This window comes from Paenibacillus massiliensis subsp. panacisoli DSM 21345 (assembly GCF_000426545.1).
Classification (GTDB): Bacteria; Bacillota; Bacilli; order Paenibacillales; family Paenibacillaceae; genus Paenibacillus; species Paenibacillus panacisoli.
In genome coordinates, this window is record NZ_AUFO01000001.1 from 124,775 (window position 1) to 145,683 (window position 20,909).

18 protein-coding genes are annotated in these 20,909 nt (G+C 46.6%); 15 read left to right on the forward strand and 3 right to left on the reverse strand.

The window, feature by feature from the left end; all coding sequences use genetic code 11:
• Positions 1 to 106: 106 nt before the first annotated feature.
• Positions 107 to 769, reverse strand: coding sequence for a TerC family protein (locus K331_RS0100525; RefSeq protein WP_051289563.1), 663 nt, complete (start codon positions 767 to 769; stop codon positions 107 to 109).
• A 177-nt stretch (positions 770 to 946) separates the two neighbouring features.
• Here K331_RS0100525 and K331_RS0100530 point away from each other — a divergent pair, with 177 nt between their 5' ends.
• The 5 genes from K331_RS0100530 (at position 947) to K331_RS0100550 (ending at position 6,227) form a co-directional block, all read left to right on the forward strand.
• Positions 947 to 1,615: a TerC family protein gene (locus K331_RS0100530; RefSeq protein ID WP_025677074.1), complete on the forward strand. Its 669-nt coding sequence runs from the start codon at positions 947 to 949 to the stop codon at positions 1,613 to 1,615.
• A 230-nt stretch (positions 1,616 to 1,845) separates the two neighbouring features.
• Entirely contained in the window at positions 1,846 to 2,337 is a 492-nt protein-coding gene (locus K331_RS0100535) for a hypothetical protein (protein ID WP_028588767.1), read from the forward strand.
• Between the two features lie 198 nt (positions 2,338 to 2,535).
• Positions 2,536 to 4,377: a translational GTPase TypA gene (gene typA, locus K331_RS0100540; protein WP_018886758.1), complete on the forward strand. Its 1,842-nt coding sequence runs from the start codon at positions 2,536 to 2,538 to the stop codon at positions 4,375 to 4,377.
• A 234-nt stretch (positions 4,378 to 4,611) separates the two neighbouring features.
• Positions 4,612 to 5,691, forward strand: coding sequence for an LCP family protein (locus tag K331_RS0100545; protein ID WP_028588768.1), 1,080 nt, complete (start codon positions 4,612 to 4,614; stop codon positions 5,689 to 5,691).
• 83 nt (positions 5,692 to 5,774) lie between these two features.
• Positions 5,775 to 6,227, forward strand: coding sequence for a pyridoxamine 5'-phosphate oxidase family protein (locus tag K331_RS0100550; protein WP_028588769.1), 453 nt, complete (start codon positions 5,775 to 5,777; stop codon positions 6,225 to 6,227).
• A gap of 7 nt (positions 6,228 to 6,234) precedes the next feature.
• On the opposite strand, the gene K331_RS0100555 is transcribed toward K331_RS0100550, so the two are convergent.
• Complete coding sequence (locus K331_RS0100555; RefSeq protein ID WP_028588770.1) at positions 6,235 to 6,816, reverse strand: YhcN/YlaJ family sporulation lipoprotein; 582 nt, start codon at positions 6,814 to 6,816, stop codon at positions 6,235 to 6,237.
• A gap of 189 nt (positions 6,817 to 7,005) precedes the next feature.
• Here K331_RS0100555 and K331_RS0100560 point away from each other — a divergent pair, with 189 nt between their 5' ends.
• The gene (locus tag K331_RS0100560; RefSeq protein ID WP_025677079.1) at positions 7,006 to 8,337 is read left to right on the forward strand and encodes a PhoH family protein; all 1,332 of its coding nucleotides are present in this window, start codon (positions 7,006 to 7,008) and stop codon (positions 8,335 to 8,337) included.
• Between the two features lie 126 nt (positions 8,338 to 8,463).
• Here the strand turns inward: K331_RS0100560 and K331_RS0100565 are convergent, their stop codons facing one another.
• The gene (locus tag K331_RS0100565) at positions 8,464 to 9,549 is read right to left on the reverse strand and encodes a hypothetical protein (RefSeq protein WP_028588771.1); all 1,086 of its coding nucleotides are present in this window, start codon (positions 9,547 to 9,549) and stop codon (positions 8,464 to 8,466) included.
• 308 nt (positions 9,550 to 9,857) lie between these two features.
• Between K331_RS0100565 and K331_RS0100570 the strand changes: the two genes are divergently transcribed.
• The 9 genes from K331_RS0100570 (at position 9,858) to K331_RS0100610 (ending at position 20,531) form a co-directional block, all read left to right on the forward strand.
• The gene (locus K331_RS0100570) at positions 9,858 to 10,505 is read left to right on the forward strand and encodes an RsfA family transcriptional regulator (protein ID WP_018886764.1); all 648 of its coding nucleotides are present in this window, start codon (positions 9,858 to 9,860) and stop codon (positions 10,503 to 10,505) included.
• A 325-nt stretch (positions 10,506 to 10,830) separates the two neighbouring features.
• The gene (locus tag K331_RS0100575; RefSeq protein ID WP_028588772.1) at positions 10,831 to 11,832 is read left to right on the forward strand and encodes a ketopantoate reductase family protein; all 1,002 of its coding nucleotides are present in this window, start codon (positions 10,831 to 10,833) and stop codon (positions 11,830 to 11,832) included.
• A 5-nt stretch (positions 11,833 to 11,837) separates the two neighbouring features.
• Positions 11,838 to 12,224: a DUF3397 domain-containing protein gene (locus K331_RS0100580; protein ID WP_018886766.1), complete on the forward strand. Its 387-nt coding sequence runs from the start codon at positions 11,838 to 11,840 to the stop codon at positions 12,222 to 12,224.
• Positions 12,225 to 12,375: 151 nt separating this feature from the next.
• Positions 12,376 to 14,061, forward strand: a complete 1,686-nt coding sequence (locus K331_RS0100585; protein WP_028588773.1) for a peptide ABC transporter substrate-binding protein — start codon at positions 12,376 to 12,378, stop codon at positions 14,059 to 14,061.
• A 198-nt stretch (positions 14,062 to 14,259) separates the two neighbouring features.
• Complete coding sequence (locus K331_RS0100590) at positions 14,260 to 15,192, forward strand: ABC transporter permease (protein ID WP_028588774.1); 933 nt, start codon at positions 14,260 to 14,262, stop codon at positions 15,190 to 15,192.
• Positions 15,193 to 15,195: 3 nt separating this feature from the next.
• Entirely contained in the window at positions 15,196 to 16,146 is a 951-nt protein-coding gene (locus K331_RS0100595; RefSeq protein WP_028588775.1) for an ABC transporter permease, read from the forward strand.
• A gap of 303 nt (positions 16,147 to 16,449) precedes the next feature.
• On the forward strand, positions 16,450 to 17,394 hold the full coding sequence (locus K331_RS0100600; protein WP_036633955.1) for an ABC transporter ATP-binding protein: 945 nt from the start codon (positions 16,450 to 16,452) through the stop codon (positions 17,392 to 17,394).
• 187 nt (positions 17,395 to 17,581) lie between these two features.
• A complete protein-coding gene (gene bshC / locus K331_RS0100605) occupies positions 17,582 to 19,213 on the forward strand; it encodes a bacillithiol biosynthesis cysteine-adding enzyme BshC (RefSeq protein WP_028588777.1) in 1,632 nt (543 codons plus the stop codon).
• A 52-nt stretch (positions 19,214 to 19,265) separates the two neighbouring features.
• Positions 19,266 to 20,531 carry an adenosylhomocysteinase gene (locus K331_RS0100610; RefSeq protein WP_018886772.1) on the forward strand — a complete coding sequence of 422 codons (1,266 nt, stop codon included), beginning with the start codon at positions 19,266 to 19,268 and terminating at the stop codon, positions 20,529 to 20,531.
• Positions 20,532 to 20,909: the final 378 nt, after the last annotated feature.

The following is a 20,909-nucleotide window of genomic DNA, read 5'->3' on the forward strand; positions in this document are numbered from 1 at the left end:
GAGTGAATGCAAATAAGGCCGATAGCTCGCTATGCGAGATGTCGGCCTATTAGTTATACTTTCCGAATATAACACCCATCTGTTAGAAGAAAGACTCCTAGTCTGCTCAAGAAAAGGAGCTGTTGTGCTGTCGTAATCGAAGTCTACGATTGCGCAAGTAGCCCGTAACAAGAATACCAACGACGATTAGTATGATGAACAGGTTCTGCCATACCGGGTGACCTACGAACATAAAGGCGAGTCCTTGCTCCTGTGTAATCATATGCGCTGCAGTATATCCAAGCACGGTAGCCCCCAGATAGATAATCCAAGAGAATTTCTCGATCAGCCTGATGAAGAGCGTGCTGCCCCATACGACGATAGGAACGCTAATCATGAGACCAAGCACTACAAGAATTAAATGCTGCTGCGCCGCTCCAGCAACAGCAATGACGTTGTCCAGTCCCATTGCGGCGTCAGCCACAACAATCGTACGAACGGCTTGCCACAGTGTGGTACCTGCCTGTATATCTGTATGCTCTTCCTGATCATGCAACAGCTTGGTAGCGATCCAGATCAGCATGGCTCCACCCACGAGCAGCAGCCACGGAATTTGCAAAAGCCACAGCACCACGATGGTGGCTAAAATTCGAATAAGTACAGCACCTGTGGTTCCGTAAATAATCGCTTTCTTCTGGCTATCTGCAGGGAGCTTGCGAGCAGCGAGCCCGATTACGATAGCATTATCTCCGGCCAGTAACAGATCAACAAATACGACGTTTAGTAGCATAGCTAAAAACTGTAGCCAGGATAGCTCCACTTCATTCACTCCTTGATCTACTTTTTTAAAGCCCTAATAACCCTATTTAATGCCTATTAAATGGACCAATTATAGTCCTCTACGTGTACCCAGTCAAGCATAGCTTGGCCCCCTTCCGCATAGAGCTAGGATGGGAGGGATTATACAATGGAGCATATACTGCTACTTGCCAAAATACTCATGATCAATCTAGTACTTAGCGGAGATAATGCCGTCGTCATTGCGATGGCAAGTAAGAACCTGCCAGCCGGGCAGCGTCGACAGGCCATCTGGTGGGGATCCATGGGGGCCGTGCTGCTGCGCTGTATTCTTACCTTTGCAGCCGTGCTGCTGCTAGGAATTCCTTATATTCAGGCTGCAGGCGGGCTACTATTGCTCTGGATCTCGTTCAAGCTGCTGTTTGATGATGGCAATGCCGAACAGGTGCGTGAGGCAGCGACCATCGGAAAAGCAATTCAGATTATTCTAGCGGCTGACTTTGTGATGAGTCTTGATAATGTGCTGGCTATTGCTGCGGTTGCCCGTGGAGACCTCTCCATAATAGTTATCGGGATTGCCCTCAGTATCCCAATTGTTGTATGGGGTAGTACCCTGATTGCGGATCTGCTACATCGCTATCCAGCACTCGTCATGGCCGGCTCAGCCATCCTTGCCTATACATCCGGCGAGATGATACTTCAGGACCCCAAGCTGGGCTCCTGGCTGTCGCAGCTAGCCTACGCGTCCCATCCACTGTTACCGTTGCTGCTGGCATGCCTGCTAGTATTTGTGGGTATATATTACCAATATCGTAAGAGAACAGGCATGACCTCATAATAGTCTAATGATTCTGAATGAAATTATTCATGAGCAGATCGTGCGTCGAACCAGAGCTCTGGCAGGGGGATAACACGTTAACATAAAACCGCAGAAAATGGCTATGAAGAAAAAAGACGGATGAAGTAGTTTTTTCGGAGAACATCAGCTAAACTAATCATAACAACACAGTTAGGGAGCGCTTTGTCGCTATCCATTTCCCAGTGAATCTCACAAAAGAAGGTGAATATATGAATTCCGGAAAAGAACGCTTGATCGGTATAGCCATCGTCGCTGCAGGGCTTATTATCTTGCTTGGCAAGCTGGGGGTGTTCGCATTTCTTGGACAGGCATTCTGGCCTTTGCTCATTCTGGCTCCAGGAATCGTGCTGCACATTCTCTACATGTCCCGACTTCTGCCTGCTTACACACTCATACCAGCCGGGATTCTGACCGTCTACGGGGTTTTGTTCTTTCTCTGCAACACCTGGGGCTGGGGTCTGATGACATACCTATGGCCGTTTTTGTTGCTTGGTGTTGCGGTCGGGCTGCTGGAGTATGCTGTCTCTGAGGTTCAACGTCCTCGTCTGGCCTTTGCTCTTGGCATATGGAGCGGGGTTCTGTCCATCGTTTTCTTGATTTTTACGCTGCTGCAGACGAGTATCAGCTACATTCTAGCGGTGTTACTGATCGCGGGTGGTCTGTGGCTTATCCTTCGCCGAGGGGGCAAACGGATCTGGTAAACAAGGGCTGGTAATTGAAAACTCTTGATTTTTCCTTAAATTCAACTATAATATAAGGGATATTGTGCAGCGTCGGAGTGTTTCCCCGGCGCTTGTTTTGTGAGTGAATGGTTCCGGGTCTGCACAGTCGTGCAAAATCCGCAGCATATAGAGATATATAGACCATTATTTGACATAGGAAAGGATAATGAACAAACCATGCATGCAAGAGAGAATCTTCGCAACATTGCGATCATTGCCCACGTCGATCACGGAAAAACGACGCTCGTCGACAAGCTGCTTCAACAATCCGGAACATTTCGCGAGCACGAAGCGGTACAGGAAAGAGCCATGGATTCCAATGATCTCGAGCGGGAGCGCGGAATTACAATTTTGGCGAAGAACACAGCCATTACGTATAAAGATTATCTGATTAACATTGTTGACACCCCGGGACACGCCGACTTTGGTGGCGAGGTGGAACGGATTATGAAGATGGTTGACGGCGTACTACTCGTAGTTGATGCTTATGAAGGCTGTATGCCACAGACGAAGTTCGTATTGCGCAAAGCGCTTGAGCAGAATCTGACACCTATCGTAGTTGTGAACAAAATTGACCGTCCTGCCGCTCGTCCGGCAGAGGTGATCGATGAAGTACTGGATCTGTTCATCGAGCTCGGTGCTAATGATGATCAGTTGGAATTCCCTGTCGTCTATGCTTCCGCATTGAACGGGACATCCAGTACGGACCCTGAGAAGCAGGATGAGAACATGCAGGCTCTCTATGAGATGATCGTAGATCATATCCCAGCTCCAACAGAGAAGGTCGATGAGCCTCTGCAATTCCTCGTTACTCTGATGGATTATAATGAATACCTTGGCCGTATTGCCATTGGTCGTGTGAACCGTGGCGTTATCCGTCAGGGACAACCGGTTGCAGTCATGATGCGTGACGGTAGCAAGAAGTCCGCACGGATCGAGAAGCTGTTCGGCTTCCAGGGATTGAAGCGTATCGAGACTGAAGAAGCTGGCGCTGGAGATATCGTAGCGATTGCTGGAATTAAGGATATCAATATCGGTGAGACGATTGCTGATCCGAATCAACCAGAGGCACTGCCTGTACTCAAGATTGATGAGCCTACGCTGCAGATGACATTCCTGGTTAACAACAGTCCATTCGCTGGACGCGAAGGTAAATGGGTTACTTCCCGTAAGCTGCGTGATCGTCTGCTGAAAGAGCTGGAGACGGATGTCAGCTTACGTGTTGATGAGACGGATAGCCCAGATGCCTTTATCGTATCCGGACGTGGTGAGCTTCACTTGGGTATTCTTATTGAGAATATGCGTCGTGAAGGCTATGAACTGCAAGTGTCCAAGCCTGAAGTTATCATTAAGGAAATCGACGGCAAGAAGATGGAGCCGATCGAGCGCCTCTTGATTGATATTCCAGAAGAGAGCATGGGATCTGTCATGGAAAGCCTGGGTATGCGTAAGGCGGAGATGGTGAACATGATCAATAATGGTAGCGGCCAGGTACGTTTGGAGTTCCTGATTCCGGCTCGTGGCCTGATTGGCTACAGCACGAACTTCCTGACTTTGACCCGTGGCTACGGTGTAATGAATCATGCATTTGACAGCTATGGACCACTGGTTGGTGGCCAAGTCGGCGGGCGTCATCAAGGCGTACTAGTCTCCACTGAGAATGGGACCTCCACATTCTACGGTATGCTGGGAGTAGAGGACCGCGGTATTCTGTTCCTTGAGCCAGGTACTGAGATCTATGAAGGTATGATTGTTGGTGAGCATACTCGTGATAACGACATCGTCGTGAATATCTGCAAAGAAAAGCAGCTGACGAACGTGAGATCGGCTACCAAGGATGATACGGTTAAGTTGAAAACACCACGTATCTTCTCACTGGAGCAGGCACTTGAATATCTGAATGATGACGAATATTGTGAGATTACTCCACAATCCATCCGTCTGCGTAAGAAAATTCTCAACAAGAGTGAGCGTGAGCGTGCCGAGAAGCAACGTAAAATGGCACAAGCGAATTCCTAATAGCACAGATCGGCAGTTTGGCCAGAGAGAGCATCTGTTCCAAATGCTGGTCAGCCGCGGCGGCGAGTCCCTTCCGGGGCTGCGCCGTTTCGCGTTTTTTTGGAGATTAAAAATTGTATTATACATTTCTAAGTACCGTCTGTCTCCTGTGAGAATAGATGGAAAGACGTTTGTTTTTTATATGATATCGCTAGATCTTGTGTCCTCATTATTTAAGCGAAAAGGTGTTGAATCATGAGCAACTCCCAGAATAATCTGCCTCCACGTCAACGAGCTGGAAAACGGGCCAAAGCAGGCAAAAAAAAGAAAAAAAGCTTCTTTCGCTCCTTCATGAAATTTGTTCTTTTCCTTATGATCATTGGATTGATTTCCGGAGGTCTATACGCATACTACATCATGAACAAGGTCGAGGCCGTTCTGGATACAGGAATCAATAAGCCCGTTCCACAGACGGAGTTAGCAGAGGCTAAGCCTCTGACGGTATTGCTGCTCGGGACAGACTATCGTCCGAAGCATCAGACCTACCTTACGGACGTGATTATGGTAGCTACATTGAATCCGAAGACAAAATCAGCGACGCTGGTATCCTTGCCACGTGATACAAAATTCGAGCTAGATGGCTACAGATCACGCAAGCTGAATGAATACTATCCGGTCTTCAAATCACGGGAAAAAGAGTCAGGTGTAAGTGCTGAGGAAGAAATGAAGAAGATGATCAGCGAGTATATGGGGCTGAAAATTGATTATGTGACCGTTCTGAACTTCCAGGGCTTCCGTGATGTGGTAGATGAGCTGGGAGGCGTCAGCGTTACGGTGGACAAGAACATGTGCTATCGTGATACAGCAGACGGTACTGACATCAATTTGAAGGCTGGAGAGCAGCATTTGAATGGTGATAAAGCGCTCGATTTTGTAAGATATCGCAAATCCAATTGCAGACCGCGTACCGCAGCTTCTGATGATTTTGAACGTAATCAGCGTCAGAACCAGGTGCTGCGTGCTTTGATTGATCAGATGCAGAGCTTTAATGGACTCACGAAATTCGGGAATGTCATTGAAGCCGTGGACAAAAACCTGACGATGGACATTGAGACAGCGCAAATGAAGAACCTTGTCTCTACTTATTGGAATATATCCAAGGACAATGTCACATACAATCCAGTAGCTGGTACTTGGCGAAGTCCGTATGTATATATTGACGAAGAGAAGCTGGAGGAAGCCAAGCAAGCTCTCAAGGCGGAATATGATGGAGCACACATCAAGAAGGATCTCGGTGGAACCGATGATAGTGGAGATGCTGGCAGCAATACATGACAACTCTAGCCTTTGAATGATACTATGATTCTGTGATATAATTTTTAATAAGTAAGAGTAGTGGTGCTGAGGGAGGGACGTAGATGTCCGAGATGGTCACCCATTTGCCAGATACGCTGTGGAATCAACTGCAGGAAGAGACTTTCGTCATCATCAATACGATTGATGCGGATAGTGGAGGACCCACTTCCACGGTGCTCTCCTGGATTTATGCGGTGAACCCTGCCACATTACGTATTGCTGTGGATCATCGTTCGCGTCTTGTTCACAACATGCACAAGTCTCCGCTGGTCACAGTGACTGTGTTCGGTGAAGGGACAATCTATGCCATTAACGGACGTGCCAGTGTTGTGCAGGACCCGTTGAAGGATGTACCTTTTAAAATTTGTTGCTTTGATATTACGATTGAGGCCGTTCGTAATGCCTTGTTTTATGGCATGGAGCTGGCTTCGCCGCCTCAATATGCAAGAGTTCAAGATGAGCGTGCAGCCCGGAAGCTGGATGCCCAGGTCTTTTCTGCCATGAAAAAAGCCTAGTGAGTGATCACTGGGCTTTTTCGTTTTTATTTGTGTATGGCTGGCCGGTGTTGGTTGTTGGTTTACCTTTATTCATCTGTGGCTCGTTCTCGGATATTTGAGTATCTGTAGACATTTGCGGAATTAAGCGTCCCATAATATCAGCCAGCTCCAGGCCAAATCCCTGAATGGGATGTCCCGCCCGGATATCTGCAGCCATTTCTGATAAGCGCTGGGTAATATCGGCGTCAGCCGTGACAAGGGAGTTGAGACCATCCGGGTCCTTATGAATGGCTTCGGCTACGGAATACTTGATGGTGCCTACATCGGCACGCTCCAGCTTTCCGTCCACATCAATGCCGACGATGGCCGTGTTGCCAAGAACTACACAGTTCGCATTCGCCACCCCGTTGACTCTGCGAGCTATTTTGGCTAGATGATCAGCCTGCTCAGTAGCATTAGCCTCCTGTGGTAGGCGGGCTACATCTTCTACGGGGTGAGCTGCAGGGCCATTTGGCACGCTATGCTCTCTAATATTTTGCTCTTGTCTGGATACACCACAGGCAGTCAGTACTAGACTGAGCAGCATGATACATGCATAGACTTTCACAAAGACTCCTCCTTTACTTGTATCTGATTCGTATGTTCCTCCCTGTTCTGAAAAGGAGGTGAGGCAATTTTAACGGGAACCTGCAATTATTGTGTCCGCCGGGAATATTAATATGTATGGAGCGCATGATTGTCCGTGCATGATCAGCATGTGCGTCCTGGAACAGATGCCGCTTTGGAGGGGATAGCTATGAAGAAAATATTTGTGATCGACACCAATGTCCTGCTTCATGATCCTAAAGCCATATTTGCATTCCAAGAACATGAAGTCATCATTCCCGCAGTGGTCTTAGAAGAAATTGACTCGAAAAAGCGCAATGCTGACGAGATTGGACGCAATGCCAGATACGTATCCCGTCTCCTCGATGCTCTAAGGGAGAGCGGTCATTTGCATAGTGGCGTACCGCTTCCGCATGGAGGCAGGTTGAAGGTGGAGCTCAATCATCGCAGCTTTTTGAAGGTACAAGAAATGTTCGGAGAACTGTCCAACGACAATCGAATTCTGGCCGTTGCTTTGAATTATCAGATGGAAGAGAAGGAGCAGGCTGAGCCGAAAACCGTAGTGCTTGTGAGCAAAGATGTACTTGTTCGCATCAAGGCTGATGTACTTGGGCTCATGACGGAGGATTTTCTATCGGATCGAACGGCAGGTCCTGAAGAGCTTTACTCTGGCTGCCTCACCATTCAGGTGCATCCTTCGATCATTGATGAATTCTATTCATTCCGGCAATTGGCCATTGCACCATTGCAGTTGTCCTTCAAGTTGTATCCTAACGAATTTGTCATTTTGAAGGATGAAATGGGCACAGGCAAATCGGCTCTATTACGGGTGAACAAGGAGGGAAGCAAGCTTGAGCCACTCTATCTGAGTAATGAGCCAGTGTGGGGAATTGCAGCCCGCAATGTTCAACAGAGAATGGCGCTGGAGCTGCTGCTCAACGACGATATACCTCTAGTTACGATTACGGGAAAAGCCGGTACGGGAAAAACCTTGCTCGCCCTCGCAGCGGGTCTGTTGAAGGTCGAGGATGAGCATAAGTACAAGAAGCTTCTGATTGCTAGGCCCGTCGTACCAATGGGGAAGGATATCGGCTACCTGCCAGGGGAGAAGGAGGAGAAGCTCCGGCCATGGATGCAGCCGATCTATGACAATCTGGAATATCTCTTTGACGTTAAGAAGGCAGGAGATATTGATAAAATTCTCATGGGACTTGGTAGCATCCAAGTCGAGGCTCTTACCTACATTCGCGGTCGTTCGATCCCAGGACAATTCATTATTATAGATGAAGCACAAAATCTGTCTCGACATGAAATCAAGACGATCGTCTCTCGTGTGGGAGAGGGCAGTAAAATCATTCTGATGGGAGATCCTGAGCAGATTGACCATCCTTATCTGGATGCGTCGAGCAACGGATTGACCTATGTTGTGGAACGATTTAGACAGGAGGAGATCAGCGGGCATATTACCCTTGAGAAGGGTGAACGCTCCAAACTGGCTCAACTGGCGGCAGATCTATTATAATAATCATTACTGATATGAAAAAAACCTTCAATGACCGAGACAGGTCGTTGAAGGTTTTTCCTTATAGCTTTTTCCGAATTTAAATGAAGATTTACGGATCAGAACTCAATAAGCTTAATGAACAACCTACAAGCTAAGCTCCAGGGTGACCTCCATAGTTCCGGGTATAATCCGAACATCGGTTGCTTTAACATAAGAGATTAGTTGCTGCGGATAAAATCCGAGATCGAATTCTTCGCCTAGCGCCTTTCGAGTTGACTCCGGTAACTCCAATCCGTTAAAGACCAAGCGTTCAACATGAAAAACTATTGCATTCTGTGTGTTATTTTCTACTGAATAGTAGCCAGCGATCAGCAGGTCCATGGAGCCGCTTTTCCCCTGTACCGTGATTTGATGCTGACCGAATGTGAAGCCAAATTGCTGGAACAAGCTGCTTTTGGATTTGAGGAACTGGTTAAAGGCTTGCTCCTGCAAGGTTATATGATATGTTCTGCCGTTGGTGGAAATGGCGCCAGGCTGACTTTGGATAAATGCTGGAAGGTCCTGCATGGCACTGGCAAGAGCCCGAAAGTGACGCTTAACCTCATAGAGCCCGATATTTTCCCAATAAGCTGTCATTTCCTCGGCTAACAGCCTGATATTTTCAGGATCTGAGCTATTCGCGATCTGAGCAGACACCTGATCCTTGAGTCTGGATAGTCGTTCTCGTTGTTCCAGTAGTCTACTTTTTACATTTGCTAATTCTGCAACGGTCCTAGCGGTATTCTGTTCTGTCCGGCGCAAAGCTTGATAATCGGATTGGTAGGCCGCGAGCACCTCTTGATCACGACTCATGATCAGATCGTAATAATCGTATAACGTTAGTAGCTGGTGTAAGTTCTCAGCTTCAAGAAGAGCCTGAAGCAACTGATCCCGATCACCCATATAATAAGCACGCACCACTTGAGAGGCGCGCTCCTGCTGTAACTGAATTTGCTCCTGTTGAGCTGCTAGTTGCACACTGAGCCGGGATTGCTGCTGGATTAATTGCTCCTGTTCACTGCTAATCCGCCCGATCTCGTGATCCATTTCAACGATCGAGAGACTGTCCTCCAGAATTCGCCTCGTCTCCTCACTCGTAGGAGCAGCATCTACGGGTGTGCCCCAAAGAACATAGACCAGTAATGCCAGAGCTACCAGTCTGATTCCCTTCACATAATAAGTAGTAGTCAATGCTCTTCTCCTTTAAATGATGGCTTGTAATGTATGTATATGAATGTAGCCCAGAATATAGCCTTCATCCATTGTAAAACATAAGTCGTACGCTTGAAACCATGAACTTTTTACATGAAAGAACCAAAATTAAAAATAAACGTATGGCGCATGCCCATTTTGGAAATACATTTTAGTATCAAATAGATTCTATGAACTCTACGAGAGGCATAGGAATGAAATGAGCAGCTTTTATACCTCATTCACATACCGGGACGGTTCCGGTTCATGAAGATGGTTATTTATGATGTTGTTAGGAGGGCATTGGCATGACAGCAGTTAGACAAGATGCATGGAGTGCGGAGGACGATCTTATTTTGGCTGAAGTCACTCTGCGCCATATTCGCGAAGGCGGGACACAGTTGGCCGCTTTTGAGGAAGTAGGGCAGAGGATTGCCAGAACATCTGCAGCCTGCGGCTTCCGCTGGAACAGCTGCGTTCGCAAGAGATATGAAGAAGCCATCAGCAATGCTAAGGCACAGCGCCAGAAAAGAAGCTATCTCAGAAAGCAGAGCTCTGTAGTTGTATCCCAGATAGCCTCCTATGACGGATTGGTGGAGGATAGCAAGTACAAGCTGGATTCGATGAATGAAGAAACGCTTTCTATGGATGCAGTTCTGCGATTTTTGCGTCAGTGGAAAGGAAACTATCAGGAATCGGTGCGACAAGTGAAGGTGCTTGAGAAGGAGCTACGGGATAAGGAAGAAGAGTTAGGCGAACTGCGCCGGGTAAATGACCGTTTATCCAAAGAGGTCAGCGAAGTGCAGACGGATTATAGAGTCGTTAACGATGATTACAAAGCGTTAATCCAGATCATGGATCGTGCTCGTAAACTTGCATTTCTCAGTGAAGAAGAGGAAGAACTGAAATCTCGCTTCAAAATGGATGCTAATGGCAATCTGGAGCGAATCGAGTAGTGAGTATAGGAAATTAAGGTACAAAGAGAGCTGTCGACTTGCATAATACTATGCGAGCGGACGGCTCTTTTTTAGCTAAAAAATTGCTGAAGCGTGTGTGTATCTTCGTATATTACGCTATAGTATACATTGTTAGTGTGGTCGGCCTGAAGTGATTTGAGTGTAGACCTTTTTCCCTGGACTACGATTATGTTGTATAGTAAGAAGAATAACATGTCATCCACTCAGGAACACGATTGTGCTAAATACACGAATAGCATATGCCATTGAGACTGGGTTTGGGGCGTATCATTCGTTAAATTTATTATAGACATGGAGGAATCCAATGCAGATTCAAATTATCGGTGGTGGTGCATTGGGACTACTACTCACGGGTAGACTAGTAGGTGCAGGGAATGAAGTTACCTTGTGGGTGCGCACCTTGGAGCAGGCTCATGCACTAGAAACAAAGGGTGTTACTGTAATTGAGCAGGATGGAAGGCAGAACTGTTATGCTGGAGATAGAATGATAGTCCGTCCTATGCAAGACTGGAACAGGACTCATGGCAATGCGCATAGTCAGGTCAGCCCAACTCCAACAGTTGTTTTGCTGGCTACCAAGCAAGGAGCAGTGGAAAATATAGCTGCGAGCATGAATAAGGCTGTTAATAATCTACATATTATATGCTTTCAAAATGGTGTTGGACATATCGAGAAAATTGCAAGCTTACTTCCCAGGGCTAGAGTTCGACCAGCCGTGACTACGGAAGGGGCCAAAAGATTAGATGCAACTACAGTAGTCCACGCAGGTTCGGGGGAGACAGAGATTGGAAATGATGTAGCTAGGGGCGAAGCTGAAGACGCTTCAAGCTTGCTACAGCATGCTGACCAGGTAGATGAATTAGATCAAGCACTAATCGCCTTATTCAATGAGGCAGGATTTTCCTCGCACATGTCGAATGAAATCGATACAGCCATCTACCGCAAGCTATTGTTCAACTCCATCATTAACCCACTTACAGCTATTTGGAGAATTACGAATGGTGAGCTCCTGCAATCTGAACGACGAATCAGGCTTATGAAAGAGCTATATAATGAAGCAATTATTATCTATCAAGCAAATGGAATTGCAACTAGCTCAAATTGGTGGGAGGAACTGCTCAGTGTATGCCGTGCTACAGCAGCGAATCAATCCTCTATGCTGACTGATGTACTTCATGAACGGCAGACAGAGATTATGGCCATTAACGGCGGGCTTGTAAATCTTGCAGCCAAGGCTGGAATAGCAGCACCTTCGCATCGTATGCTCCTTGAGCTGATAGCGGGAATACAAATCGAAGAGAGGTGACGCCAATGGACTTCTTGCACAATACCTTCATTGTATTGAGTTTGCTTCCTTTTTTTCCTTTTTTGATCGTGTATTTCACAGTGTATGCCCTCAAAAAAGATAAAAAACAAGCACTACTTACTGCGTTTGACATCACCACTGTCTTCCTGGTCGTATCTGTAGCGGCACTATTCAATAATATTTTCAATTCATCATTTGGCTTTTACTTAATCCTGCTGCTGCTAATAATTATGATGGGATTCATTGGCGGTGCTCAGAACCGTCTTAAAGGTGAGGTGAATTGGACAAGATTATTCAGAGCCGTGTGGAGAATAACATTTATTGGAACAAGCATATGTTACGCTCTATTTACTATTATTGGACTTTTTAGATACATATTCAATATGATGTAAACATAAATGACATAAGATGTGCCGGATTACATAAAAAAGTCGCATTTTTTTGAAAAAATCCTCGAAATTAAGGGATCAAATGTAGATTTTTTTGACCGGTGGTTGTATAATCTATAAACATATACCACATTCACTTAGGGGGAAAAGCTAGATGAAAAGGAAAAGTACGTTAGTCCTTTTGACACTGATCCTGGCTCTGGGTTCGCTGCTTGCAGCTTGCTCGTCCAACAACGGGAACAGTGCACAAAGTCCTGAAGGCAACACATCTCCATCTGAACCGGTAGCTGCAGCTGACCAGGTATTGCGCATTAACCTGAGTGCAGAACCACCAACTTTTGACCCGGCTCAAGCACAAGATAGCCAAACAAACACAGTGCTGAAGACGATGTATGAAGGTCTGGTAAGAATCGGTGCAGACGGTAAAGAACAACCAGGTACAGCTGAGTCTTGGGAAATTTCCCCTGATGGTCTGACTTACACGTTCAAGCTTCGTCAAGATGCTAAATGGAGCAATGGTGATCCTGTAACTGCTAATGATTTCGTATTTGCTTGGCAGCGTGTGCTTGATCCAAGTACAGCTCCTGCTCCTCCTTATGCTTATCAGTTGTACTACCTCAAGAATGCTGAATCGTACAACCTGAAACAAGGCGTTACTGATTTCGCAGATGTGGGTGTTAAAGCAATCGATGAGCACACACTCGAAGTAACTTTGGAAAATCCAACTCCTTACTTCTTGGGTCTGACTGCTTTCTACACATACTACCCAGTTCACAAATCCGTTGAGGGTAACGAGCAATGGGCAGTTAACAAAGATAGCATGATTGTAAATGGACCTTTCACTCTGACTGAGTGGACTAAAGGCCAAAAGATCGAAGTTACTAAAAACGAAAACTACTGGAACAAAGATGACATCAAGCTGAGCAAAATTTCTATGTCTCTTGTTAACAGTGGTGCTACTGAACTTGCTTCCTACAGAAGTGGTCAGCTTGACTACACTGGACATCCTAACGGTGAGATCCCTACGGATCAAATTCCAGGCGTGAAGCAAGAGCTTCCTAACGAGTTCAAAATCACGGGTATCGCAAGTACCTACTATTATATGTTCAACGTAACTGAAAAACCGTTTGACAATGTTAAGATCCGTAAAGCATTCGCGATGGCAATCGAAAGACAGCCTATCGTTGACAATGTAACTCAAGGTGGACAATTGCCTGCATTTGGATTCGTACCTCCAGGTATCAAGGGTGCATCCGATGAGTTCCGTAAAGAGCATGCAGACAGCGGCTACTTCACTGAGAACGTAGAAGAAGCTAAGAAATTGCTTGAAGAAGGTATGAAGGAAGAAGGCTACACTACTCTTCCAGAAATCACATTGCTGTACAACTCCAGTGAAGCGCACCAAAAAATCGCTTTGGCTGTAGCTGACATGTGGAAACGTAACCTTGGTGTTGATGTGAAGACACAAAACCAAGAGTGGGGCGTATTCCTTGAAAACCGTAAGCAACTGAACTATCAAGTTGCACGTGCTGGATGGTCTGCTGACTATAACGATCCAATCAACTTCCTGGATATGTGGACAACAGGCAACGGAAATAACGATTCCGGTTATGCCAACCCAGAATATGATGCACTGATCAAAGCTACACGTAGTGAAACTGATCAAGCGAAACGTATGGAAGAATTTGCAAAAGCAGAAAAACTTCTGATTCAAGATGATGTAGTTGTAGCTCCGATCTATTACTACACTAACGTTTCTTTGACCAAGCCTAACGTAAAAGGAATCGCACTTGATTTCAGTGGAGCTATTGACTTTACTAGAGCTTACCTGACTCAATAATAACAAATGAAGTGCTTCTGAAGTTGGATAGACGCTTCGGGATATATGTGTGGTTACTCCATATATATCCCGATTTTTTTGTGTGCCTTATTTATATCCAGTTTCTTGTAACTTTGAAAACAAATAGGATTAGACAACCTAATTCTGTTTCGATAAAATTGTACTTATGACTAAAAAATAGGGAGGTGCAGACGGGCAATGCTACGTTATTTGACGAACAAGTTCTTATTCATGCTGTTGTCTTTGTTTATTCTGATTTCGGCTACGTTTTTTCTGATGAAAGCCATTCCGGGCAACCCATTTCTGAGCGAGAAAGCAACGTCTCCCGAAATTCAGGCTCGCCTGATGCAGCAGTATGGTTTAGATAAGCCTGTCTATGAACAGTATTTTAAATACCTGGGTGATATCGCAACTGGTGATTTTGGAATCTCGATGAAGAAGCTGAATCAAAATGTTGGAGATATTATTAGCCAGACGTTCCAGGTATCACTGAAGCTCGGGCTTGTAGCGATTGTGGTGGCAGTCATTCTGGGTATTGCACTCGGTATGCTTGCAGCACTCTACCATCGAAAACTGATTGATAATCTCGCGATGTTCCTCGCTGTATTAGGGATCGCTGTTCCAAGCTTTGTGCTTGCATCACTGATCCAGTATTTCTTCGGACTGAAGCTCGGTTGGTTCAATGTTATGGGCTTTGAAGGTCCACTGGACTATGTCTTGCCGGTAGCTGCTTTGACGGCACAGCCGATTGCGTTTATCGCTCGTTTGACACGTTCCAGTATGCTTGAGGTTCTGCATGCAGAATACATCAAGACGGCTAAGGCCAAAGGTCTGAATGCCATTACAATCATGTTCAGACACGTGATTCGTAATGCGATCATGCCTGTAGTTACCTACGTTGGACCTATGACAGCAAATATTATTACAGGTTCTATCGTTATTGAAAGAATTTTTGGAATCGGCGGAATTGGTAAGGTTCTGGTTGAGAGTATTACAACTCGGGACTACACTATGATCATGGGTGTTACCATCTTCTACGGTGCCATACTGATGTTGGCTCGCTTTATTACGGATATCGCTTATGCATTAATCGATCCCCGTATCAAGCTAACCAGCAGGAAGGAGGGCTAAGCTTTGTCAGCAACTGAACATGAACTAAACGTGAACAAGCAAGGGCTGAAGCCAGATGACTTCCGCCAGGTTGGAGCGAATCGTCAGGATTCAGAGATTATCAAGCGCGAAAGTCTTTCGGCTTGGCGTGATGCATGGGAGCGTCTGCAGCAGAACAAGGTAGCCATGACAAGCCTTGTTATTCTTGCCTTGATTGTCCTGACTTCCATCGTAGGTCCATGGATTTCACCTCACGATTTCTATTCGAATGATCTGTTGAATACGAATAAGCCGCCTTCAGCTGAGCATTGGTTCGGTACGGATGATCTGGGACGTGACGTGTTCGTTCGTACATGGATGGGCGCTCGTATTTCCCTGATTATTGGTGCTGCGGCTGCTATGATTGACTTGCTGATCGGTATTATTTACGGCGGTATTATGGGTTACTTTGGTGGACGTGTGGATGAGTTCATGAACAAGTTCTCTGAGATCATCTATTCCATTCCTTATCTGCTCGTAACAATTCTGTTGCTGGTCGTGATGGAGCCAAGTGTAATCACCATTATTGTCGCATTATGTGTGACGGGATGGATTAACATGTCCTGGATTGTGCGTGGCGAAATGATGCAATTGAAGAACCGCGAGTTCGTGCTTGCTTCCCGTTCCATGGGTGCTGGTGCAGACCGTCTGATCTTCCGTCATTTGCTGCCGAATGCTGTAGGGCCGATCATCGTTACTCTGACATTGACGGTTCCACAAGCGATCTTCGCAGAGGCGTTCCTGAGCTTCCTGGGACTAGGTGTACAAGCCCCACAAGCATCGCTTGGCTCCATGATCGAATCTGCGTTGACTGGATGGATGTACTTCCCATGGCGTATGCTCTTCCCGGCTACTCTGATTGCACTGATTATGCTGTGCTTCAATATGTTTGGTGATGGTCTGCGTGATGCGCTTGATCCTAAGCTTAAGCGTTAAGAGATAGCATGTGGCGGTACTATGCAGCCAAGTGGTATGATCTCTTCACGAGAAATACCTGTATACTGTATATTTCGAGAGGTCAGCTGTTGATCCTCATTTAATCTTATATCCCAGTATGTCTGTGTCCGAAGCTGCAGCACATCGGTCAATCCGGATCGTTGATCGGAGTGCTACAGCTGCTAAGGGCCGCTATTCGGGGATTTTTGAGCATACAAGTCAGACATAACCCGTAAGATCCAGGCACTTATTTGAACGAGGGATTTGACTGAATTTGCATCCAATGGCGACAGGGGGGACCGTATCGTGAGCAAAAATTTAATCGAAGTAAGTGGATTGAAGAAGCATTTTAACGTAGGTAAGGGTCGGGTGCTGAAAGCAGTAGATGACCTGAATTTCTACATTCGTGAAGGCGAGACACTGGGCATGGTTGGAGAGTCCGGATGCGGTAAGTCCACTGCTGGCCGTACCATTCTTCGTCTGTATGAACCAACGGCTGGAAGTGTCTCCTTCAATGGTACGGACATTTACAAGCTGTCACCTGGTAAAATGAAAGCAATGCGTCGTGACATGCAAATGATCTTCCAGGATCCTTATGCATCATTGAACCCACGCTTCACAGTATCCGATATAATCGGCGAAGCACTCGATATTCACCATATGGCTGGTTCACGTGCAGAACGCAAGAAGCGTATTGAGGAGCTGTTGGACCTTGTAGGTCTGAACCCGGATCACGCTTCCCGTTATCCGCATGAATTCTCCGGTGGACAGCGCCAGCGGATCGGGATTGCACGTGCCTTGGCTGTGAATCCAAAGTTCATTATTTGTGATGAGCCGATCTCTGCACTGGACGTATCGATCCAGGCTCAGGTAGTTAACCTGTTGAAGGAGCTTCAAGAGCGTCTTGGGCTGACATACTTGTTCATCGCTCATGACTTGTCCATGGTTAAGCATATCAGTGACCGTGTAGCGGTAATGTATATGGGTAAAATGGTGGAATTGGCTGACAGTGAAGAGCTATACTCCAATCCTGTCCATCCTTACACGAAGATGCTGCTATCCGCTATTCCTCTTCCAGACCCGGACGTTGAAGCGAACAAGAAGCGGATCTTTATGCCAGAGGATGGTATTGAAGTGGGAGATGACAATGGTGACCCATTGGCTGCGAAGAAAAAGGTATTTAACCTTGAGAACTCCAAGCTGGTAGAGGTATCCAAAGGTCATTTCGTGGCTGAGCCTTACGCTTGATTGAGGCCCTGCAGGGCTGGAATTAGAAGCTTAAGTAATTCATTGCTCCATATAAGATATCCGGCTGCTTTGCGTGGCTGGGTATCTTTTTTTCATAATAAAAAAATCTGTTCATCATTTCTTTTGACGTAGGGCAGTTGTATTGGGTACAATCAAATAGGTTAGCTGCAGAATAGGAGGCCTACTCATGAATATCGTTCCTGAGGCGCTTCGTGCAGGCTCGATCCTGGCCGAAGATTATGCACGAGGAACCGTTAAGGCAATGGAGTTGTATACATACGACATACGTCAAACGGATACCTATGCACTTCGGGCGAAGCGTCTGGATGCTACTACTGAGCTGCGCATGAACCGTGAAGAGGTTGTGCGCTGTCTAGAATTATATAATACTCGTCACAATGCACATGAAGCTGTTAAGGCATCTTTGGACCGCCTTAAGCGGCCTGAGACACTGGTCATCGTAGGAGGGCAGCAGAGCGGACTTTTATCCGGTCAGTTGCTAGTTATTTACAAAGCTATCACGATTATCAAAACAGCAAAAGAAGCAGAAGCGAAGCTCGGACGCCCTGTGGTACCTGTATTCTGGATTGCAGGTGAGGATCACGACTGGGATGAGGTTAACCAGAGCTACGTTATGTCAGGAGCCTCATCACCGCTCAAGCTGGCGCTCTCCGCCCAGCCATCGGGTCGTAGTCAGGTGAGCGAAGTGGAAATTACCAGCGAGGAATGGGCGCAGCTCCTGCGTGATCTGGAGCAGAATTTACCGGATTCTGAGCATAAGGGTCAGCTACTGGAGAACCTCCAAGGGCTATTGTATGCATCAGTTACATTAAGCGAAGCTTTTGCCAAGATCCTGGGGATGCTGTTTGGCCCATACGGACTCATTCTGCTGGATTCGGCAGATCCAGAGCTAAGACGGCTGGAGCAGGCTATGTTCGAGCGTCTAATTCAGGAAAATGAAGTGCTGAATCGAGCCTATCAGCAGGCTGAACAACAGGTTATCGAGCGTGGCTACTCTCCACAAGCCGATGTAGTAGATGGAGGGGTGAACCTCTTCTACATTCATGAAGGAGAAAGACTATTACTATTTAGGCAACGGGATCGGTTCATGGATCGTCGTGGTCAAGTGGTGTTCAGTCAGGAGGAGTTGCTTCAGCAGCTTCGACTTCATCCCGAACGATTCAGCAACAATGTCCTCACACGGCCATTAATGCAGGATTACTTACTTCCAGTGCTAGGAACTGTGCTTGGCAATGGTGAAATCTCTTATTGGGCGTTGACCCGCCGAGCCTTTGAAGTCATGGGTATGGAAATGCCACCGTTGCTTCCACGCATGTCCTACACACTTGTGGAGCCAGTCGTGTATAAGTATATGACCAGGTACGATGTTACCTTCGGAGATGTATTGTATGGGCTGGATCAGAAGAAGCAGCAATGGCTGTCTGCTCAGGATGATTACGGAATGGAAGAAGAGTTCGGACGTGTCCGAAGCCAATTCCGTACATTATATGAACCTCTGCTTGAGCGGGCTACGACGATTGAGAAAGGGCTGGCACGGGTGGGTGCAACGAATCAGTCCAAAATTGAAGAGCAACTGTCTTACCTAGAGTCGAAAGTACAGGAAGCCTTGGAGCGCAAGCATGAGACAGCCTTGAACCAGTGGAATCTGATGGGTGCATCGTTATTTCCGCTGGAGCGACCACAGGAGCGAGTGTATAATATACTTCTGTATATGAACCGTTACGGGAATCAGTTGCTTGAACAGCTTATGGATATTGAGCTGGATTGGGAGCATCTCCACCGAGTGGTGTATTTGTAAGGGAACATCCTTGCTGAGCGAGGATGTCCATATTTTCAAAGGAGGCAGTACTATGACATCGGCATCTCTCCAAAATAGCATCATCACAGATATTTCACTTGCGGGTGAAGGTCATCTGAAAATTGATTGGGTAGAAGCGCACATGCCAGTGCTCAATCGGATTCGCAAGCAATTTGAAGCAGAGCAGCCGTTCGCTGGCTTGAAGGTAACGATCTGTCTTCATCTTGAGGCCAAGACAGCGTATCTTGCCAAAGTGGTCCAGGCGGGCGGCGCTGAAGTAACAATTACCGGAAGTAACCCACTATCTACACAGGATGATGTATGTGCAGCCTTGGTGGAGGACGGAGTTACAGTATTCGCGAAATACAATCCTGATCCGTCAGAATTCAAGGCGCTGCAGATCAAGGCTTTGGAGACCAAGCCGGACCTGATTATTGATGATGGTGGGGACCTCGTGACCTTGCTGGAATCCGAACGTCCAGATTTGGCTGCTACCATTCGTGGTGGAGCCGAAGAGACTACGACAGGTATTATCCGCCTCAAGGCGCTTGCTAAGGAAGGTAATTTGAAGTTCCCGATGGTGGCTGTCAATGATGCCTATTGTAAATATTTGTTCGACAACCGCTATGGTACCGGGCAATCTGCATTTGATGGCATTATCCGTACTACTAACTTAGTCATTGCTGGCAAGACGGTAGTCGTTGTAGGCTACGGCTGGTGCGGTAAGGGAGTAGCGATGCGTGCCAAGGGACTTGGAGCCAATGTAATTGTGACGGAAGTAGATGCGATCAAGGCTGTAGAGGCGCATATGGACGGCTTCCATGTCATGCCGATGGTAGAGGCTGCCAAGCAGGGTGACTTCTTCATTACGGTTACTGGGAATAAAGCAGTTATCTCTGGAGAGCATTTTGATGTCATGAAGGATGGAGCTGTATTGAGCAATGCAGGGCACTTCGATGTAGAGGTGAGCAAGCCAGCAATGCTGGAGCGTTCAAGCTCTGTACGGACGGTGCGCCGTAATATCGAGGAGTATACCTTCAAGGACGGACGCAAAATGTATCTGATTGCCGAAGGTCGCCTGGTCAACCTGGCTGCTGCTGACGGGCATCCTGCTGAGATTATGGATACAACCTTTGCGCTGCAAGCACTTGGTCTGAAGTATGTGAACGATCACTATAATGAGCTGCAAGCAACAGTCGTGAATGTGCCTTATGAGATTGATGAGCAGGTAGCACGCTTCAAGCTGGAGAGCCTGGGCATTGGCATTGATACGCTGAGCGAAGAGCAGATCAAATATCTGGATAGCTGGAACGCTTGATTTGGAGTAAACAGGATCACAAATAAAGCGACGATATCAGACGGACATGGAGTCCTTTGATATCGTCGCTTTATTTATGTGTGCTTAGCTTTTTCTCTTCTTAAAACCAATGATGATGATCGGTACTAAAGCCAATATACCAATAGCGAACAATATAACCGAAAGAGGGGGAGTGGTTGTCGCAGGCTCACTAAAATCAAATGAAGCGGATCCCATAATGATTGCACCATCTCTGGTTGTCGGGCTAGATCGCTCTGACTTGATTTGTTTAATTTTCTGATCGAACAAGGACTTCGTAATGGTCTTGGTGGAACTGGGGTTAAGGTTATTGATATTAAGTTTATCCGTAGTGCTTAGGTCCATAACTCGTTCTTGATC

Excerpts from the sequence above, each read along its gene's own strand:
- K331_RS0100530 (WP_025677074.1), top strand. The coding sequence starts at position 947 with ATGGAGCATATACTGCTACTTGCCAAAATACTCATGATCAATCTAGTA.
- K331_RS0100610 (WP_018886772.1), top strand. The coding sequence starts at position 19,266 with ATGACATCGGCATCTCTCCAAAATAGCATCATCACAGATATTTCACTT.
- K331_RS0100535 (WP_028588767.1), top strand. The coding sequence starts at position 1,846 with ATGAATTCCGGAAAAGAACGCTTGATCGGTATAGCCATCGTCGCTGCA.
- K331_RS0100585 (WP_028588773.1), top strand. The coding sequence starts at position 12,376 with ATGAAAAGGAAAAGTACGTTAGTCCTTTTGACACTGATCCTGGCTCTG.
- K331_RS0100550 (WP_028588769.1), top strand. The coding sequence starts at position 5,775 with ATGTCCGAGATGGTCACCCATTTGCCAGATACGCTGTGGAATCAACTG.
- K331_RS0100545 (WP_028588768.1), top strand. The coding sequence starts at position 4,612 with ATGAGCAACTCCCAGAATAATCTGCCTCCACGTCAACGAGCTGGAAAA.
- K331_RS0100560 (WP_025677079.1), top strand. The coding sequence starts at position 7,006 with ATGAAGAAAATATTTGTGATCGACACCAATGTCCTGCTTCATGATCCT.
- K331_RS0100570 (WP_018886764.1), top strand. The coding sequence starts at position 9,858 with ATGACAGCAGTTAGACAAGATGCATGGAGTGCGGAGGACGATCTTATT.
- K331_RS0100590 (WP_028588774.1), top strand. The coding sequence starts at position 14,260 with ATGCTACGTTATTTGACGAACAAGTTCTTATTCATGCTGTTGTCTTTG.
- K331_RS0100580 (WP_018886766.1), top strand. The coding sequence starts at position 11,838 with ATGGACTTCTTGCACAATACCTTCATTGTATTGAGTTTGCTTCCTTTT.
- bshC (WP_028588777.1), top strand. The coding sequence starts at position 17,582 with ATGAATATCGTTCCTGAGGCGCTTCGTGCAGGCTCGATCCTGGCCGAA.
- K331_RS0100575 (WP_028588772.1), top strand. The coding sequence starts at position 10,831 with ATGCAGATTCAAATTATCGGTGGTGGTGCATTGGGACTACTACTCACG.
- typA (WP_018886758.1), top strand. The coding sequence starts at position 2,536 with ATGCATGCAAGAGAGAATCTTCGCAACATTGCGATCATTGCCCACGTC.
- K331_RS0100525 (WP_051289563.1), bottom strand. The coding sequence starts at position 769 with ATGCTACTAAACGTCGTATTTGTTGATCTGTTACTGGCCGGAGATAAT.